At 55.3% G+C, this 17,028-nt stretch carries 18 protein-coding genes; 9 read left to right on the top strand and 9 right to left on the bottom strand.

Going from position 1 to position 17,028, the window contains the following annotated elements:
• Window positions 1-116: 116 nt before the first annotated feature.
• Entirely contained in the window at window positions 117-332 is a 216-nt protein-coding gene (locus W02_RS03700; protein WP_173044924.1) for a cold shock domain-containing protein, read from the top strand.
• 102 nt (window positions 333-434) lie between these two features.
• Here W02_RS03700 and W02_RS03695 read toward each other — a convergent pair whose 3' ends face one another.
• Window positions 435-803, bottom strand: coding sequence for a PilZ domain-containing protein (locus W02_RS03695; RefSeq protein ID WP_173044922.1), 369 nt, complete (start codon window positions 801-803; stop codon window positions 435-437).
• A gap of 315 nt (window positions 804-1,118) precedes the next feature.
• Here W02_RS03695 and W02_RS03690 point away from each other — a divergent pair, with 315 nt between their 5' ends.
• A complete protein-coding gene (locus W02_RS03690) occupies window positions 1,119-1,319 on the top strand; it encodes a hypothetical protein (RefSeq protein WP_173044920.1) in 201 nt (66 codons plus the stop codon).
• An 8-nt stretch (window positions 1,320-1,327) separates the two neighbouring features.
• Window positions 1,328-1,726, top strand: coding sequence for a hypothetical protein (locus W02_RS03685; RefSeq protein WP_173044918.1), 399 nt, complete (start codon window positions 1,328-1,330; stop codon window positions 1,724-1,726).
• A gap of 9 nt (window positions 1,727-1,735) precedes the next feature.
• On the opposite strand, the gene W02_RS03680 is transcribed toward W02_RS03685, so the two are convergent.
• The 3 genes from W02_RS03680 to hpnR form a co-directional block, all read right to left on the bottom strand.
• The gene (locus W02_RS03680) at window positions 1,736-2,098 is read right to left on the bottom strand and encodes a hypothetical protein (protein WP_173044916.1); all 363 of its coding nucleotides are present in this window, start codon (window positions 2,096-2,098) and stop codon (window positions 1,736-1,738) included.
• Between the two features lie 95 nt (window positions 2,099-2,193).
• Complete coding sequence (locus W02_RS03675) at window positions 2,194-3,159, bottom strand: CHAD domain-containing protein (protein WP_173044914.1); 966 nt, start codon at window positions 3,157-3,159, stop codon at window positions 2,194-2,196.
• A gap of 12 nt (window positions 3,160-3,171) precedes the next feature.
• Window positions 3,172-4,713, bottom strand: coding sequence for a hopanoid C-3 methylase HpnR (hpnR, locus tag W02_RS03670; protein WP_173044912.1), 1,542 nt, complete (start codon window positions 4,711-4,713; stop codon window positions 3,172-3,174).
• 528 nt (window positions 4,714-5,241) lie between these two features.
• Between hpnR and W02_RS03665 the strand changes: the two genes are divergently transcribed.
• On the top strand, window positions 5,242-5,976 hold the full coding sequence (locus W02_RS03665; RefSeq protein ID WP_173044910.1) for an MBL fold metallo-hydrolase: 735 nt from the start codon (window positions 5,242-5,244) through the stop codon (window positions 5,974-5,976).
• A 66-nt stretch (window positions 5,977-6,042) separates the two neighbouring features.
• Here the strand turns inward: W02_RS03665 and W02_RS03660 are convergent, their stop codons facing one another.
• Together W02_RS03660 and W02_RS03655 are read right to left on the bottom strand one after the other, a co-directional pair.
• Window positions 6,043-7,677, bottom strand: coding sequence for a heme peroxidase family protein (locus W02_RS03660; protein WP_173044908.1), 1,635 nt, complete (start codon window positions 7,675-7,677; stop codon window positions 6,043-6,045).
• 486 nt (window positions 7,678-8,163) lie between these two features.
• On the bottom strand, window positions 8,164-8,502 hold the full coding sequence (locus W02_RS03655) for a hypothetical protein (RefSeq protein ID WP_173044906.1): 339 nt from the start codon (window positions 8,500-8,502) through the stop codon (window positions 8,164-8,166).
• 83 nt (window positions 8,503-8,585) lie between these two features.
• Here W02_RS03655 and W02_RS03650 point away from each other — a divergent pair, with 83 nt between their 5' ends.
• Entirely contained in the window at window positions 8,586-10,232 is a 1,647-nt protein-coding gene (locus W02_RS03650; RefSeq protein WP_173044904.1) for an acetolactate synthase large subunit, read from the top strand.
• 13 nt (window positions 10,233-10,245) lie between these two features.
• Here the strand turns inward: W02_RS03650 and W02_RS03645 are convergent, their stop codons facing one another.
• Window positions 10,246-10,509 (bottom strand): hypothetical protein, encoded by a 264-nt coding sequence (locus W02_RS03645; RefSeq protein ID WP_173044902.1) that lies wholly within the window; start codon window positions 10,507-10,509, stop codon window positions 10,246-10,248.
• A 121-nt stretch (window positions 10,510-10,630) separates the two neighbouring features.
• On the opposite strand from W02_RS03645, the gene W02_RS03640 reads away from it, so the two are divergent.
• On the top strand, window positions 10,631-10,915 hold the full coding sequence (locus tag W02_RS03640) for a hypothetical protein (protein WP_232068643.1): 285 nt from the start codon (window positions 10,631-10,633) through the stop codon (window positions 10,913-10,915).
• A complete protein-coding gene (locus W02_RS21985) occupies window positions 10,807-11,043 on the top strand; it encodes a cupin domain-containing protein (RefSeq protein WP_370467972.1) in 237 nt (78 codons plus the stop codon). Before W02_RS03640 ends, W02_RS21985 begins: the two co-directional genes overlap by 109 nt.
• A gap of 45 nt (window positions 11,044-11,088) precedes the next feature.
• On the opposite strand, the gene W02_RS03635 is transcribed toward W02_RS21985, so the two are convergent.
• Window positions 11,089-12,789, bottom strand: a complete 1,701-nt coding sequence (locus tag W02_RS03635; RefSeq protein ID WP_173044900.1) for a tetratricopeptide repeat protein — start codon at window positions 12,787-12,789, stop codon at window positions 11,089-11,091.
• Between the two features lie 163 nt (window positions 12,790-12,952).
• The gene (locus W02_RS03630) at window positions 12,953-13,738 is read right to left on the bottom strand and encodes a carbon-nitrogen hydrolase family protein (protein ID WP_173044898.1); all 786 of its coding nucleotides are present in this window, start codon (window positions 13,736-13,738) and stop codon (window positions 12,953-12,955) included.
• A 254-nt stretch (window positions 13,739-13,992) separates the two neighbouring features.
• Here W02_RS03630 and W02_RS03625 point away from each other — a divergent pair, with 254 nt between their 5' ends.
• The gene (locus W02_RS03625; RefSeq protein ID WP_173044896.1) at window positions 13,993-15,342 is read left to right on the top strand and encodes a CotH kinase family protein; all 1,350 of its coding nucleotides are present in this window, start codon (window positions 13,993-13,995) and stop codon (window positions 15,340-15,342) included.
• A 270-nt stretch (window positions 15,343-15,612) separates the two neighbouring features.
• The gene (locus W02_RS03620; RefSeq protein ID WP_173044894.1) at window positions 15,613-16,881 is read left to right on the top strand and encodes a tetratricopeptide repeat protein; all 1,269 of its coding nucleotides are present in this window, start codon (window positions 15,613-15,615) and stop codon (window positions 16,879-16,881) included.
• Window positions 16,882-17,028: the final 147 nt, after the last annotated feature.

The following is a 17,028-nucleotide window of genomic DNA, read 5'->3' as shown; positions in this document are numbered from 1 at the left end:
AGCCCGTCCCACCTCTCATTTTTTCACTATTTTCTTTCATTATCGTGCGGTGTGTATCAACTGGGCCGGGCACGGCTACGTAAATCAGCGTGGTCGTTGAGAAAAAGGAGGGTTTCGTGAAGACCAAAGGAACGGTGAAGTGGTTTAACGACCGTAAGGGGTTCGGATTCATCCGTCTTGATAGCGGGGAGGATGTCTTCGTGCATTACTCCGCCCTTCAGGGTGAAGGCTTTAAAACGCTGAAGGAAGGAGAGAATGTCGAATTCGACATCGTCCAAGGTGCCAAAGGACCCCAGGCGGCCAATGTAGCCAAGACGATGGTCGCATCGTAGCGGAATTCTACCGGAATAGGCCCTGTGAAGTGAAAAGGCCTGCCGCAACCGCGGCAGGCCTTTTGTGTTTGAGACGTGGCCTCGCAGAGACGCAAAGGCCGGCTACCTATGGCTGACTTCCGCTTCGAGTTTCTCAAGCGTATGGTCAAGCCGTTCACGATACGGTGAGAGAAGAGACTGAAATTCGAGCCCAATTTCTCTAGTGCCGCACCATCTGACCACGGCCCGGTCGATCAGAATAGGGGATTCGCCCTCTGGCAAAGACAAGAGCAAGTTCACCTTCATGCCCGCATAGGCTTCAAAACGGCTCTCCAATCGGCATCCCTTTCTGGACAGGTCCCAGGATCTCGTAATCTGGTGAAGTCGGTCCTGATATTCAAGCGTGCCGTGAAACGTAATCGGAAATCGGGGTTGTTGGCGGGTGACCATAAAAATGTCCTTTCCCCTGTTCACAGGAATGATTTCAGCCATACCAATACAGCCATAGGCTCAAAGGGCATGCAGAGCCGGTGCCATGGTGGAGTGAGGATATATCCACTGTATTACCATGACCTTATATTTCTTATATCGTAACAGAAGGGACTGTCTGTGCATTGATGAGCATCACTGAAGGCCTTTGAGGTCGCGTCATTGAATACTGCCTTTAAACACCAGTGGATGTGAAATAAGGCACAGGCTTTCCATTTGAAAGGACGCTGATCGGAGTGTCATGAAATCGGTACAATCGCTGCATCTGTACGCCACGCATTCAGGATGAATGCGCAGATCAATTTTCGGAAGTCCCCTATGAAGCGGGTCTATGCCGTTGGTCTGTATGGCGCTCATATACCTGATCCTCTTGGCAGGATGTTTTCGGACATTAGAACAGCGGTGGGAATTATATTTGATGCGGCCCGTCGATCAGAAATCGGGGTGAAGTCCAAGGATTACTATATCGGCGAGTGGGGGAAGCCTGCCAACGAGATCAAGGTAAGGCAGATGCAGTGACGGAGGTTGTGATTGAGGGATCGGCCCATTACACGGAACAACAGCCGAGACACTATGTCTTGGCGCTTGAACCAGGCAGCTATGCACTGACTCGGTACGAGATTGACGTTGCCGAATCAACGTTTCGTACAAAGGTCGGAATCGCGAGCCGATCGACATTGATCGATCACGGCCAACCGGTCGGCGGTACGTTCGACAGTCAAGCCGGAGAACTCGTGTGCATCGGCCATTTTGGTTGGACTGTGACAAGGAGCCGTCGATCTGACGGTATTACCCTGAAGGCCCTGGCGTGTTCGAGAACTACAAAGACGAAATCAAGTGGAGATATCCCCAATCTTGACGTTGAAACGATGCAGGTGAGGCTCTTTAAGAGCGCACTGTTTGGACGTGATTTGCAGCCACGCTGAACGGTATTGTCACTTGGGGCAGGTTTCAGCGCAATGATGAAACGATATCTGCGCCGGTATGAAGCCTTCTTTCACAAGCATATGAGCGACTTCCTTCTCGATCAGTGGAAGCAACTGAGGATCCTGGAGCTGAGAGGTATTTTCCAATTTAACCGCCACGGAGGCAGCTCCGGATTTCCTGGCCCGGGCAGCTTGATCCTTTACGGCCGGCAACGGCCCTTGAGTCGCATCGACCACCAGAGTCGCTTGCTTCTCTCCTGCTTGGGAGGCAGCGACAGACAGCATTATGAAGAGAATTAATACACCTGGCGACATCAGCCGTAATTGTATTATTTCCATAGCTGTCCGCCTTTTTTCTTGAACCGTTTCCATTCCAGGGAAAACCGCTCACGCGCTTCGGTTCGCCGCTGCCGTGCTCGGGCGACCAGAAGACCCGCCGTAACCGCCAAGTGTTTGCCCGTCTCGTGTCACAGTACATCAGAGATGTACTGTTCTGCGAGGACGGCATCCTGGTGTGTTCCCAACAGCTCTTGGAATCGTTTCGCAGCCTTCACAAACCGGGATATGCGTTTGCGATCGCAGGCCTTGACCAACTCGGCGGCATACCGGACCCGTTTCGCACGTATCCTCACTCGATGGAGATCTTTGTCCGAGGGAGATGCTCTGAGATTATTCACGATTTGTTTGAGCTTCCGAAACTGCCGCCGTGCCAGGTCGGCAGGACTGTACTCCGGATCAACGACAGCCGGGTCGTTTGCGGATTTTTGCAACGTGGTCAGAAATCCCAGATATCGCGCACTGTTCATCTCGTCGATCAGTTTCTGCTGATAGCGAGCGCGCTCCCCTTGAAGACGAGCGAGAAATCGCTCGATCGGACGGCGGTCGGCGCCCTTTAGCTGTTGCATTTCCCGAACAAAGTATTCGATTTGCACGTCGAGATCCCGTCCATGTCCAAGGATGTGCCCCAGCCATTGAAGACCGCTTAATAAGGGTTCGACCCAGACAGTGGCCACGATCTGGCGGGCGGACTTCAGCACGGCCCGCATGCGCCTGACTGTCACTCGCATATGGTGCAGGTCAACTGGGGCGCGTTCTAGACGAACACCGGGATCACATTGCTTGAGGACGTAGCATTGTCGATTCAAATCTTGCCGAAGATGTTCGATGACCGGGGCATCTGCCGGTGCCGACCTCGGGCGGTCATAGAACAGGGAAAGTGCACGGAACAATTTTGGTCTTCCGTCGTGCGGCCTCGCTCCAGCCCGTTGAAGGCAATCGATGATGGGCTGAAGAGATGACTGGTCGCCATTGGACCATTCGACCTCCACCTCTCTGAACCGGAGGATGACCGAGCCGTTATTAATGACTGAGACCGAGTCAAGAACGACTTCGGCAGTGCCTCGATCGTACAGCTTATGGCCAAGCGTTGCCATACAAACGTTTGGTTACCCGGTCGTGCCGCTTCGCGTCCTATTCACAAAATGTTCCGTCGCGTCATCGTACAAGCGACTCTTTCGACCCTCTGCGCGATGTATATACAAGAGCTGAGCGTTGACATCGGATGTATGATCCGGAGGCAACGGCATCTGGTATTGAATAGGCCGGGCATGATCTGCCATTTGTAACGCCGGATCGTATACGCTGCTAAACTTCCATAACATCTTCACGAAATTCGTTTGGCCTCGAAGCAGGTGACCTGCGGCAATGCGGGCCGTCGATTTCAGCGCGGTCCAACCCAGGTGCTTTTGATTGAGTATCTGCTGTGTCTTGACCAATTCCTCATAGAATTCGGGCAGCGGCAGGAAAGTGGGCAGGACTGCATGTTGGATGTCAAACAGGCGGTAGTCGCGCGTGGTGAGGCAGCGGCCTTCCGTATGCCAGGTTTCCGTGCCCGGGTAGGGAGTATTGACGCTGATGTTCACGATCTCCGGAATATCAAGGCACCACTGGCGGACGACTTCAAAACGGCGGCGGTCCCATCCAGGATCGGCAATCAGATTGATCGCCACAGTAATCCCCAGCGAGCGGGCAAATTCAAGGGCCTCAAAGTTCTTACCCATGCTGATGCGCTTGCGGTAGTGGGTCAGTCCTTCCTCATCAATCGCTTCGATGCCGATGAACATGTAGGCCAGCCCTAATGTCTTCCAGAACTGGAATACCTCCTTATTACGCAATAAGACGTCTCCACGGGTCTCGAGATAGTATTGCTTCTTGATCCCACGTCTGGCGATCGCCTCACCGATGGCTAGGCCGTGCTTGGCATGTATAAACGCCACATCATCGACAATAAACACGCCCGGTTCTTGGATCGATGCGAGGTCTTCGACAATCATTTCCGGGGCGGCCGTACGGTAGCTTCTTCCATAGAATGTCCATGCGCTGCAGAACGAACAGTCCCATGGACAGCCTCGCGTGAATTCAATCGAGGCGCAGGGGTCGAGCACGCCGATGAAATATTTTCGGCGGTGCCGGAGAAGATGGCGCGCCGGGCGGAGATCATTCAGGCTCTCAATCATTTGGGGTGGAGGTCCTTCGCCCATTGGAGCCAATGCACCAGGAACTTCTGTCAGTGGACGGTGCTGTTCAATCGCTTCAAGCAACGCCATGACGGCTCCTTCACCCTCTCCTCTCAACACGCAGTCAATATCGCCGGCGGCATCGTCGAGCATGGCTTGAGCGACGAATGACGCGCTGTGTCCTCCCACGAACACGACTGTGTTCGGGAGTTGTCGTTTGATGGCTCTTACGAGGTCGATTATTTCAGGAACGTTCGCGAGGTAGTTGCAGGAAAAACCGACCGCGTCCGGTTTCTGATCGTTCAACAGGTCGAAGAGTTGGTCATGAGATTCAACTTGGAGGTCCAAGAGGGTGACGCGGTGCCCGGCACGGAGGGCGGCGGCTGCGACCAGTTCGAGACCGAGTGGTTCCAGTCGAAGATAAATCTTGGTATACATCAACGGACTGGGGTGAACGAGAAGCAGGTTCATGAACCACCTCCTGCAACAGACGTGCATGCATACTTCACTCTAGGTGGTTCCGCACAGCTTGTGCAACACGGTGTTTTCCATCTCGTGCACAGGTAATAGATGCAATTTGTCTTTTTAGGGATCATCTAGGAGTCATACGCGGCTGGGTTTCAGATGGTCGTGAGAGGGACACGTGAACCGACGTCGATGCGGTCCCGGGCGATGTATAAGGCAAACGCGGGTCGGGCCAGTGAAGACCTGAACGCATCCGGAGCCGACGCAAGCTGGAGAGCGTTCTATGGCATGAACAGAGTGGTATCGATGTACGCGACCGCGAAGAATTTCTCGATAGGGAAGGTTCAACAGATTGCGCATGGGCAGCTCTTGATTTGCTTCGCGTTTCCCATGTACGGTCCTCTCGGGTCGTAGGATGGCCTTCAAACCGCTGGTGAGACGCGCGATTGTAAAGTCGCACCGCTCAGGATGCTGATAGGCCGCAAGTGGTACCTGAGAGGAAAGTCGGACCGATTTCACCAGCACGGAGGCTCGATGACACAGATTACCGAGGTTGCTCCCGACGTCTTTCGAATTACCTTCTTCGTGGAACCGTTCAATCTGCAATTCAGCCAGTTCCTCGTCCGAGACGAACAACCCCTCTTGTTCCACACCGGACCCCGAGGGTTCTTTTCTACCGTGCGAGAAGCTGTCGCGACGTTAATCGATCCGACAGCGCTCCGGTGGATCGGATTCAGCCATGTAGAGGCTGACGAATGCGGTTCACTATCGGAATGGCAGCAGACGGCTCATCATTCCACGGCCGTATGCAGCATGGTAGGAAAACTGGTCAGCGTCGATGACTGTGTGGCCGTAAGGCCGGCCAAAGGCATGGTCGATGGTGAAGTGTTGGAGACAGGAAAATACCGGTTTCGATTTCTGCAGACGCCGCATGTCCCTCATTGTTGGGAAGCCGGGCTGTTATTTGAAGAAACACATCGTACATTGTTCTGCTCGGATTTGTTTCATCAGGGTGGAAACGTCGAACCGGTCACACAGTCGGATGTTGTCGGCCGATGCCGGAATGTTCTTGAGGAGTATCAGAAGGGTCCGCTGGCCAATTATCTGCCGTACAGCCATCTTACCGACTCGACGCTGGTCCGGCTGAGTGCGCTTGATCCCAAGGCCGTCGCGACGATGCATGGGTCGGTCTTTGTTGGTGACGGACGGCAGGCGCTCAATGATTTTGCCACTATGCTTCGAGAAGTTCTCGGAGATGAGAGGGACTAAGGGAAATCAGGAGTTCAGAAGACGGACGGCAGGCACCCAGTGAAGGGTGCCTGCCGCACATGCACATCAGTTGAGCGGCGGGACCACACCAGCGAGTTTCAACAGATCGGTAATTCTGAAATCGCCGGGCGTTGCCGATGGTAAAACCGGTTTCCAGCGCGGTTGGCTTGCCAGGTACGAATCTTCATCGGCTTTGAGCAGTCCGATAAAGACCTCTCCGACGATGCGGCTGCCTACCGGCCCCAGGCGGAGGCCGCTTTCCATCACTTCTGCTTCCTTCAGAAGATAGCACCACAGCGGTGTGCTCTTATCCATACCGGCTGAAGCAAAATCCGACAATTGAGCAGGCGTCAGAACAGGCAGGTTCATGACCCTGGCAATGGCTTGACCGGAAGGAATGCCGAAATTCACGTGACGCATCAGGTTACGTGAGGCAAGGGATTGCACGCCGTCGTCCGGCATGCCTGGAGCCGGTCCACGCGAACCGAGCAACATCATGAGCGGACTTGAGAGCTTGGCATCGATCTTCTTGTTGGACCGGGAGTTGCTGTCGCCAAAATTGAAGAAGGTTTGCCAGTCGATGAACCGGCGCGGGGCCCGTTTCCCGCCCCTCAGATCGGCCGGATCCGGACTATTGGGATCCTGCGTATCGTCGAACACGAAGGCAAAGAACGGCGAACCGCCGTCCGGTCCGAAGTTGAGTCGATAGCTTGGCCGGACCTGCGAGTGGCCGAAGCGATATGCGGCGACGGCAAATTCGACAGGGATAAGCGGGTCTTTTCGCGAGTTACGGAAGTCGGCATCCAGCGTGCGGTTGTCTACTCGATAATATTTCAGACCTCTTTTCATAATATCGTCGACACGGTCCTGTCCGATCGTGAGCGGCAGAAATTCGTTGAGAATAATCCACTGATAGTGCCAGCGGACCATTTTTTGCGCTTGCCGGAAGACTTGTTGTGCCGATTGATGGGCAAACGCCGGGTTTGCACGAAGATTGTCCACCACGGCGTTGTGAAACCGCAGCATGGCGAGATGGAACTGACTGATCACGACGTTTTCATCGTTCCGACTGTCTCCGATGATGGCATTGTTGTTGGGGTCGCGCGGCAAATCGTACCGCGTGGCGCCTTTCTTTGAGGCCAATTCGGATCCAGGAATGGCCTCGATCCGGAACTTGATGTCGCCGGATGAGCGGTCATACAACTCGGGAGAGCCGTCTGGTCCGTCACCGTACACGCTGTCGAGGTCAAAAGCCGCCGACCGGAAATTGGTTGTCCGTCTGGGGTCCGTCCGTTCAAGCAAAGGGGCCTTTAGGGCCAGCGTAATGTCGTGGTCCAGAAACTGACCAAAGAACGTCACGCCCGCCGTCATGTTTGGGTTATCCGGGTTGTGAGGGCTGAAGACATCTGGGTTCGCAATGGATTGGATCGGATCGGTCAGATTGTCTCCGGCATCGAGCACACCGCCCAGTGCGCCGAGCTTTTTCATCCTGTCTCGAACCTCGTCGGTTTGAGGCGAAAAGGACGGGAGACCAGGGAACATCCGGGTGAACTTATCGTCCGGTTGCTGCGGGCGTGTGGGACGAGTCACATGAACGGAATTTCTGGTGGAATCTTGGGCTATAGCCGGCAGCATAAACCCGGCATCCACGGTTGCAGCCATGATGGCTGTCACGGCAATAAACAGTGCACGCGAAGACATGTTTCCCTCCATAACGAGCCTAGGTTGATCGAACGCAAAGGGATGACCTTTTCCCTCTGAAAAATTTCCGGCGACGCTTGCGCAGTGTCGTGGTTTTCGCCACACCCAGCAAGATCCAGACCGTGGAGCAAAAAATCCGTCGTCGATGTAAGGACGTAAGTGTCAAGGGAAAAATGCGAGATTATCCAGGCTTGGTCTGAAATTTCCGTATGGAAGTGGAAGCAGACGTTCCAAATTCATACATGAAACATCGGATCGAACAAGAACGAATCGTTTGTCAGTGGAGAGAGGTGTGGGAGAATCACTTCACTGCTACGGTTCATTAGAGAATGTACTTATCGCAATGGGCATTCGTGCCTAACAGCTGAGACGCAACCATAGTCGATCAGAAATGGCATGGGGAGCTATTTCACTGTTCGGAGAACAAACAGGATTGGAAAGCGCAGATATGGAGTGGGGGCGTGAACAGCAATCGAGCAGGTCTGGCTAGCGTGCCTTTTGGGGGAAGTCCGGCGCGGGAGGTTGAGTTGGTGTGACCGGTTGCGGAACTGGAAATTTGGGGGCATTCAGCTGCAGCGGAGGACCCAGATTCATTGATGGACTGGGCGGTGGTTGCACGATACCCTGCCGCACGCCACCGGGCGGATCGATAACAGTCCCGACATTCCCATCCGCGTCCTTATAGACTTGCACGCCACCCTCGGATCCCAAGAAATCATTGAGTCGTTGATTGAATCCCGGTATTGGAGATGATTCCTCCGAAGCCGCAAGCACTCCAGGCCAGGTCAACCAAACAAACGTCAACCAAAGAAGCGTACGGTTCATAGATTGATTGTACTCCCGATCCATCTCGAATTGCGTATGAATAGAACGGTAATATTAGATCAGGATAGATAGAGGACGAGACGATGGGAACAAAAGGCGCAGAATTAGTCATCCGCTGTCTTGAAAATGAGGGAGTTCGCTATGTGTTCACGGTACCCGGAGAGGAAACTCTGGACATCATGGATGCACTGCTGAACTCCAACATCCGGGTCATCGAAACCAGGCACGAGCAGGGCGCGGCATTCATGGCGGATGTTCATGGAAGGCTGTGTGGCAGAGCGGGTGTCTGTCTGTCGACCTTGGGGCCCGGCGCCACGAATCTCTTGACCGGTGTGGCGGACGCCTACCTGGACCGGGCTCCTTTGGTCGCGATCAGCGGACAGGCGTCATTGAATCGCCGGCACAAGGAATCCCATCAATATATCGATGTGGTGGGCATGTTCAAGCCGGTGACAAAATGGAATACCTCGCTTCCCAAAGCCGAGGTGATTCCGGAGGCGATCCGTAAGGCGTTCAAGATTGCGCAGACCGAAAAGCCCGGCGCCACACACATCGAATTGCCCGAGGATGTCGCTGAAGAAACACTCTCCGGTGACCGAATGGTCGAACCGCTGTTGGTTCAGGCCCCGGTGCTTCCTGAACCTACTCCGAAACAAGTCGCCCGTGCCGTCGATCTCCTGGCGGGAGCCCAGCGGCCGGTGATTTTGGCCGGCAACGGTGTCATTCGGGGGCGGGCCCATGAAGAAGTACGACGTCTCGCGCAACGCATACAGATTCCGGTGCTGCATACCTTCATGGCTAAAGGAGTCGTTCCGGACAGCGACCCATTGTCGCTCTATACGCTGGGGCTTCAGGCACGGGATTATGCTTCGGTGGTCGTAGAGCAGGCCGACGCGGTCATCGCTATCGGATACGACTTCGTGGAGTATGCACCTTGCCTCTGGAATCCTCACCGAAACAAACGGATCATTCACGTCGACGCAACGCCGGCAGAAGTCGATGAGCACTACCTTCCCGACGTTGGGGTGTTGGGAGACATCCGATTGGCATGCGATCATCTGACGGAACAGCTGACGACATTTCCGGCGGAGTGGGCACGGCGGGCCAGAGCGACGATCGTTGAAAAGTTGGACGCTGAATCCGCCGGCGCGGCAGGTTGGCCGCTTCGCCCGCAACATATCATGCGCGCGCTACGATCCGTGCTTGCCCCGCAGGATCAAATCATCTGCGACGTAGGGGCGCATAAATTATGGTTGGCCAGAATGTTTCCCTGTGAAACCCCCAATTCATGCATCATTTCGAACGGCTTCGCGTCGATGGGGATCGCTCTTCCGGGGGCGGTGGCCGCCAAGCTGCTCTATCCCGACCGCCGTGTCATTGCAGTCACGGGAGACGGAGGGTTTCTCATGAACTCCCAGGAATTGGAAACGGCGGTGCGCCTGCAATTGCCGTTGGTGGTTCTGGTCTGGAGAGACGGAGGATATGGAGTGATCCGCTGGAAGCAGATGGTCAAATTTCATCGCACGTCATCAGTGGATTTCGGCAATCCAGACCTTGTCGGCTATGCGAAAAGTTTCGGCGCGGCGGGCTTCAGGGTGGCGCATCCCTCCGATCTGATACCGGTTTTGACTAACGCGCTCGCCAGCACGATTCCTGCTGTTATTGATTGCCCGGTGGATTACGAAGAAAATCTTCGCTTGACCGAGCGCCTGAAATCGCTGTCCCATTGAAGCGGCCCCGGTTTCAATCGGAGACCATGGGCTGGGTCCTCCTTGCAGCCGCACCAAGAGGGTGGATGTCGTGCCGAACATCGAAGGGGGAGAGACGAGAGATCGATCCTGGAACCTTCTCAAGGAGGGCGGCCGTCTCATCACTGGTGCCTCCGACGGGGAACGGCGGGATCAGCGGCAGCGGGATCGCGGCGCGTTTTTCATTGTCGAGCCGAATCGAACTCAATTGACTCGAATCGACCGTGTAATCGATTGCCCATGTCTTTCGGGTTGGCATGGAGAAGATGTTTTCCTCTGGAGCAGGCGCGTCTCGCGTACGAGTTGAAACCTGGACATGGCAAGCACGTCGTGTGGGTTGCGAACTGGTCCCACAAGGGTACGAAGAAAGGAATCGCCTGATGAGAACGTCCTACGGCGGCTCAATGACCGGAATGATGGAGGTATGGCTCCGTACCATGCTGATCGGATTCATCATGTGTCAATCGGCGGCATGGGCGGACGAATCGACCGCCGTACTGATGAAGCAGCAGCTCGACGATATGGCAGGACGGGTCGCGACGGTGCTGATCGTTTCATATGCTCCCGGTGCGGCATCGGATGTGCCCACGTCCATCCCGGCTCCGTCATTGCCTATGTCCTGGAAGGGTCGGTCGTCTCGCAGTCGGAGAACGAGAAACCTGTGACGTACACGGCGGGGCAGAGCTGGTACGAATCCCCGAAGAGGCCTCATGTGGTGTCGAGAAACGGAAGTAAGACAGAGCCGGCAAAGTTGTTGGTGTTCCTGCTTTCAAAGGAAGGTGAAAAAGATTAAAACGCCGGGTGGACCCATCGACGCAGGTCGCTAAACAGAGTCTGGCTAGGACGAAGACAGCACCGGTATCAGACGGAAGCGGACTTCGTCGACATGAGTATACGCAGAGGTACGGTCTCCTGCGAACAGACCGCATCGGTACAGACCGGGCGACCATCCTGAAGCAGGAGGTGATAATGTGAAATATCCTGATTGATCGTTCATCGCCATCATGACTTCATCCTGGGCGACCGCGTGACCCTGTCCGGTGGTTTCCGACTGTTCAACGAAACATTGTGCGGTCAATGGGATGGCATCGTAGGAGGCTGACACCAGCCCGAATACGAGAAAGATCTCATGCTGGGTGGTCGGAAAGGTATCACCCGGCTTGACCGGAATGAATTCATGCGCTCCGGTTGGAAAATCATCTCGTAATACCTTTGCGGAGGGAATCACGAATCGGAACCAGCTGAAATCGGCGTCTCGTCCCATAAGCGAGGCGCGGGTATCCAGCGGCTTGTGTGTCAGTCGCACGGCGGCGATTTTCGCGTGCATCTCATCCTCTGACAAGACTTTGGGTGGCTGAGCCGGTTGAGGTGGAGCGATTTCTTCCGGAGGGACGTGCGGACGCACCCTATCGAGCCATTTGGCCAGTTTCTGTTTGTCCAAGACACGGGTCCCCGGAGGCAATTCCATGCCTTTGTTCCGCTCTTCAAATTCCATCGCCGCATCATACAGAATTTGGAAATGGACATAGGCGTCAGACCATCGCTCCAATTGAACCAGACATTGTCCCCGCCGAAACACGGAGTCGGTATATTCCTCGTCACCCACTTCCATATCTGACAGGAGACGAAAGGTCTTCAGAGCTTCCTCGCATCGGCCGAGTTTCATGAGGATCAACCCGAACTGATAATGAGCAGTCGGATCTTTTGGATTGAGCGCCAAGACTTTTTTGTAGATGGGCTCGGCCTCATCATAGCGGCCGTCGACGAAGAGTCTCCATCCCTCGGCCCGGATGAGCGCCCATTCTTTGAGCTGTTCCTCGGTTTCGTCGGACTTGAATATATGAACGAATCGCCGGCCCCGGTCTTTGGAGTCTCCATAGATATCCGCCAAAAGGTTTTGGGCCGGGATTTCCAGAGCGGACCCCGGGGCGATTCTGTGAAGCACATACTGGACTTCATCGGCAGCTCCCTGATAATCCAAGACATCGAACCGCGCACGTGCCATGGCCAGCCGCCAATTCAATAAGTCCGGAGCCAGTTCCACCGCCTTCTTGTACGAATCGAGCGATTCTTCCAATCGATCCTTGTTTCGAAGCTCCTGGGCCAGACGTAAATGAACCAATGGATTCTGCGAATCGAGATTCGCGATGTGCTGCAGCTCTTCGATCGCATCGTCGCCCTGGCCCGTTCGGGTCATCACGCCCCATTTTGCCCAGCGGATGTCCAGAGCGGATGCATCGTCGGCGAGGGCGGCATCGTAGGCTTGAATGGCTTCCCCGGGATGCCGCGATGTCGCCAGAATATCGCCGCGCAGCTTGTTGAGCTTACGCGTCGGCTTATGGTGTTCGGTCCAACCTTCGATGATTTCGATGGCGTGATCGGTCGCCCCGCTTTCCCAGGAATCTGTAGCACGTTCGGCGACCTGCTCTTCCGACAGGCCTGCCGAGTCCGCGGCGGATATGGTGTCCGGAACGACAGAAGCAAAGTAAGCTGCCATCGAGAGGATAAGCATACGTTGGAAGCGTTGCCGGCCGCTCATTGCAAGGACAGCCTCTCACCCTGCACAATGGAGGTGGAATGAGCTCAGGTGCACCTGAGCATCAATCCGCGAGCTGAGACGAATCACGGTCAGTCGGAAGGATTCTCTGGTGACCAGACATGCGCATGTATCATTCCGAACATGATACCAGACGGGGCGGTCTCTAGGAGATATTAATCTTGTCCGCCTGTCGAGAAGCGAGTGTGTTGGTCGCAAGATCCCATTCGATCAAGAAAATCGCTTCTTCCTCCGACTCCATCGAGAGCATGCGCCGGCCTTCTCCTGCGACGATGCTTTGGGCCTGTGTGAAATCCAAGGTCAGATCACGGCCCGTTCGATTGCACACGAGCAGCGGCAGCTCCGTCTCTGTTGTACAGCGCTCCCATTCTCCGTCCGGGCCATGATATCCGGGTGCCCAGGCGGCCGAAGAGACGAGGAGGCGGGCTCCCTGTGTCTTGAGACTGGTTGCGATCGTCGCTGAGTAGGCGTCGGCGCAAATCAACAAGCCGACCAGCCCGACGGGCGGGACATTGATGGGTATGGCGGACTCGCCTCGCTGTGACCAAGATTCCGAGCCGGTCCGCAGCGCATTGATTTTTCTGTGTGAGCCTGCGATCAATTGGTTCGGCGTGATGACAAAAAGCGAGTTGTACAAAAAGCCCGTCTTCCGGTCTCGGTCCGGGTGCGACAAAAACAGTGTGACATCCAGCGTGCGGGCCAATCCGTAAAGGTGTGTAAGCCAGGCATCGGGTTGAGGCTCGATCCAAGCCGTACCCAACGTGCCGGCAAACGTGTAGCCGGTCACAGGAAGTTCCGGCGTCAGTATCCAGGCTGCACCGTGAGAAGCCGCCCGGTGAAGCGCTGTTTCGATTGTGCGTCGATTGCCGGCGAGATCTCCGGGAACCGGCGCCAAATGAAGAAACGCAATGCGCAGAGTGGAAGCGGTCATAATCATATCCAATATGCCGCGGTACTTTATCACAATTGCGCTCGATCACCGTCCCAGCGAACGGGACGCACAGGTCGATTCATGAATGTGCGACTATGCAATGATCGCATAAAGGAAAAACGCCCGACTGATTTTCTCCCTTGATTTAGATCGTGTAGGGTGCCTATTCTCTGGCCGTAGCGTGGCCCGCTTGGGTTTCCACCGATTCCCGACGGCAACGCTTTCATACAACCCACCCTCAAAAGGATGACCCCATGATGTTATCTGCACTCACTCGATCACGAAGATTTGTCCGTTTGCACATGCCGTTCGTCGCATTCGCTCTCGTTCTCGCCGCGGGCTGCAGTAGCGGGAGTGGCGACCAGCCGGCCGGCAGTAATCCGCCAAGCCAGTCTCCGACGCAAACCACGACACCGACTGCGGCCGCATCCGCACTTCCCGTTCTTGCCATTACGACAAATAGCGGAGCCGAAATTACGTCCAAAGAGGATTATGAAGCATCGCGATATACCCTGACGAGCGAAACCGGCCAGCAATTGCTCAACAGCACGCTTGGGATCAGAGGAAGAGGAAACTCGACCTGGGAGATGGCCAAAAAGCCCTACCGGCTTCAGCTCACGACCAGCACGTCGCTTCTCGGCATGCCCGCAAACCGGAATTGGGCACTCCTCGCCAATTATGCCGATATCACGTTGACGCGCAACGAGCTGGCGTTCGAGCTGAGCAGGCAAGTCGGCATGGAATATACGCCCCGAAGCGTACAGGTGGAATTGCAACTCAACGGGACCTACCGGGGCATCTATCAACTGACCGAACATATCCGGATCGATCCCAATCGCGTCAATATTCCTGAGCTCGATGAGGGGGATACCGGGCCGGATGTCATCACGGGCGGATATTTGATCGAAATCGATGTGACCAAGGGAGAAGATTACTGCTATGAGTCACCGCGCACACAAATCGTGTTTTGCCTGAGTGATCCTGATTCGCTGCTGGAGCCGGGAAGAGAGAGTCAGCGAGCCTACATCGAGGGCTATATCAAGCAGACGGAGGACGCGATTTACTCAGACCAGTTCGCCGATCCGACGGCAGGGTATGCAGCCTACCTCGACGTCGATTCCGCAATTAATTTTTATCTCGTGAGCGAAGTGACCAAGAATCTCGATTCGGCGCTCTACAAGAGCGTCTATCTGTTCAAAAAACGCAACGGGAAGCTGACGTTCGGGCCTGTGTGGGACTTCGACATGTCCAGCGGGAACGCTACGTTCAGCGATGCCGGGTTGCCGGAAGGCTGGTGGACACGAAATGGAGCCTGGTTCGTCAGAATGTTCCAAGACCCGGCTTTCGACGCACGGGTGAAGGCCAGATGGCGGCAGTTGAAGGCCGCCGGAGTTCTCGACGGCATCTTCACTTTTATCGATAACCGGACCACGTACTTGAGCAGTGTGCAGTCAAAAAATTTCGACCGTTGGCCCATCGATGCCTACACCGATGTCTGGTGGCGCAACCCGGTCGCCATCAGTCCGTACGAAGATGAAGTGGCCGCGATGAAGGCATGGCTGCGAAGCCGAGTCAACTGGATGGACACTCAACTGGGCTCGTAACGCGGCTCGTGTCAGGTTGGCAGAACCGAACGTGACAGCGGACGTTCAAATCATTGGAAACGATTTATCCGCGGCAGCCGCCTGAAGGCGGCTGCCACGACCTCTGCGATAAAATGCTCAAATACATTCCTGCGCCCCACCTGAGCGCTCCCGGGATGATCACCCGAACTGACGGCGGGCGATCGTCACATTGCCTTTCTGATCTTAAGGCGAACTGCTTTATTTGACCAGGCTGCTATGCGCGGCTCAGAATGCCCCGGAGGTCGGCTGATGATTGCGATCATCTCTCTCAGCTTCCTTGGGAGAATCCTTGCCGGTGTCTTGACGCTGTTCATCATGCTCGACGAGACGGGAGCGAACGCACTTGCCGCCGATAGTTTCCTCGACACCGAATGTCTTCACAAAGCTCCTGCCGGCATCGCCCTGACGAGTCATGTTGCCAAGGCCAAGTCGGGCGACGCCCAATCCATGTTTTGCGCCGGCGCAATCAAGCTCTATGTGTCCAGAGAATACAAGGAAGCGATTCCATGGCTGGAACGAGCCGCCAACGCCGGCCATATGCGGGCTCCGCTGGTATTGGGAATACTGTATGAGCAGGGCAGTGGGGTAAAGGAGGATGTGACGACCGCGGCAAAGTGGTATCAGAAGGGGATCGATAACGGCAACGCGGCCGCCGCGCGCCGGCTGGCCACTCTCTATCACCTTGGCACGGGTGTGCCGCACGATGAAGCCAAATCCAATGAACTCTTGAAGAAGGCGATTGCGATGGGAGATAAGGCGGCTCCTGCCTATGTCGAGAAGCGAGAAAAGGATCGAAATGACACAAGGCCGGGAATGACCATTAAAGCGGAAGCGTATCGTCTCTATAAGCAGAAGCAATTCGACAAGGCGGCGAAGCTCTATCGGCAATGTGCGGACATGGGAAATGATGACTGCCAGCTTGGTATCGGGCAACTCTATGAATTCGGTGACGGCGTGCCGAAGAACGAGAAACAAGCGGCGTTCTGGTATATGAAATCCGCAGATCAGGGCCACCCGGTGGCCCTGAAAACGCTCGGTCTGCTCTATGAGTTGGGAAAAGGCGTTCCTGAAAACTGGGCCGAGGCGGCCCGTCTGTATGCCAAGGGAGCGGAGAAATACGACTATGCGGCATTCGCATTGGGGCGCATGTATGAGTTCGGGATGGGAGTGCCCCAAAATCGTGCGCTCGCCATCCAGTGGTTCAAGAAAGCTGCGAAACTTGGGCATCCCAAAGGGGCCTATTGGGCGCGTTGGCTGAGTGATTGGACGAACTGTATCGGTTTTCGAGACGTACAGGAACAAAACGCAATACGAGGACTTCGCTGCCCGGCCGATCCGGTCGGAATCACTTTTCATAACAGTGTCGAACGCATGTCCTACATTCGAGACGCGGCTAAAGAGTTCGACAAAATCGATGCAGAGGCTGCCATGCGTCAGGCAGAACGAGGCAGGGCCACGAACAAGTACGAATGCGACAGTGCCGGTGGAAATTGGACCAGTGGAAACTACTGCATGTAGGCGTGACATGGCGCTCGCACATCGTCTCGTTGTTTCGCACGATTCCATCATCTGGCATGCGGCCGCGTTGACAGATCCGTATGAACTCAGTAGCCTGTCCGTCGGTTTTCCATTCCTGCGTCATCCCACCACTTCGAGAGGAGGCAC

The organism is Nitrospira sp. KM1, assembly GCF_011405515.1.
Lineage (GTDB): Bacteria > Nitrospirota > Nitrospiria > Nitrospirales > Nitrospiraceae > Nitrospira_C.
This window is presented reverse-complemented; position numbering and strand designations above follow the sequence as displayed.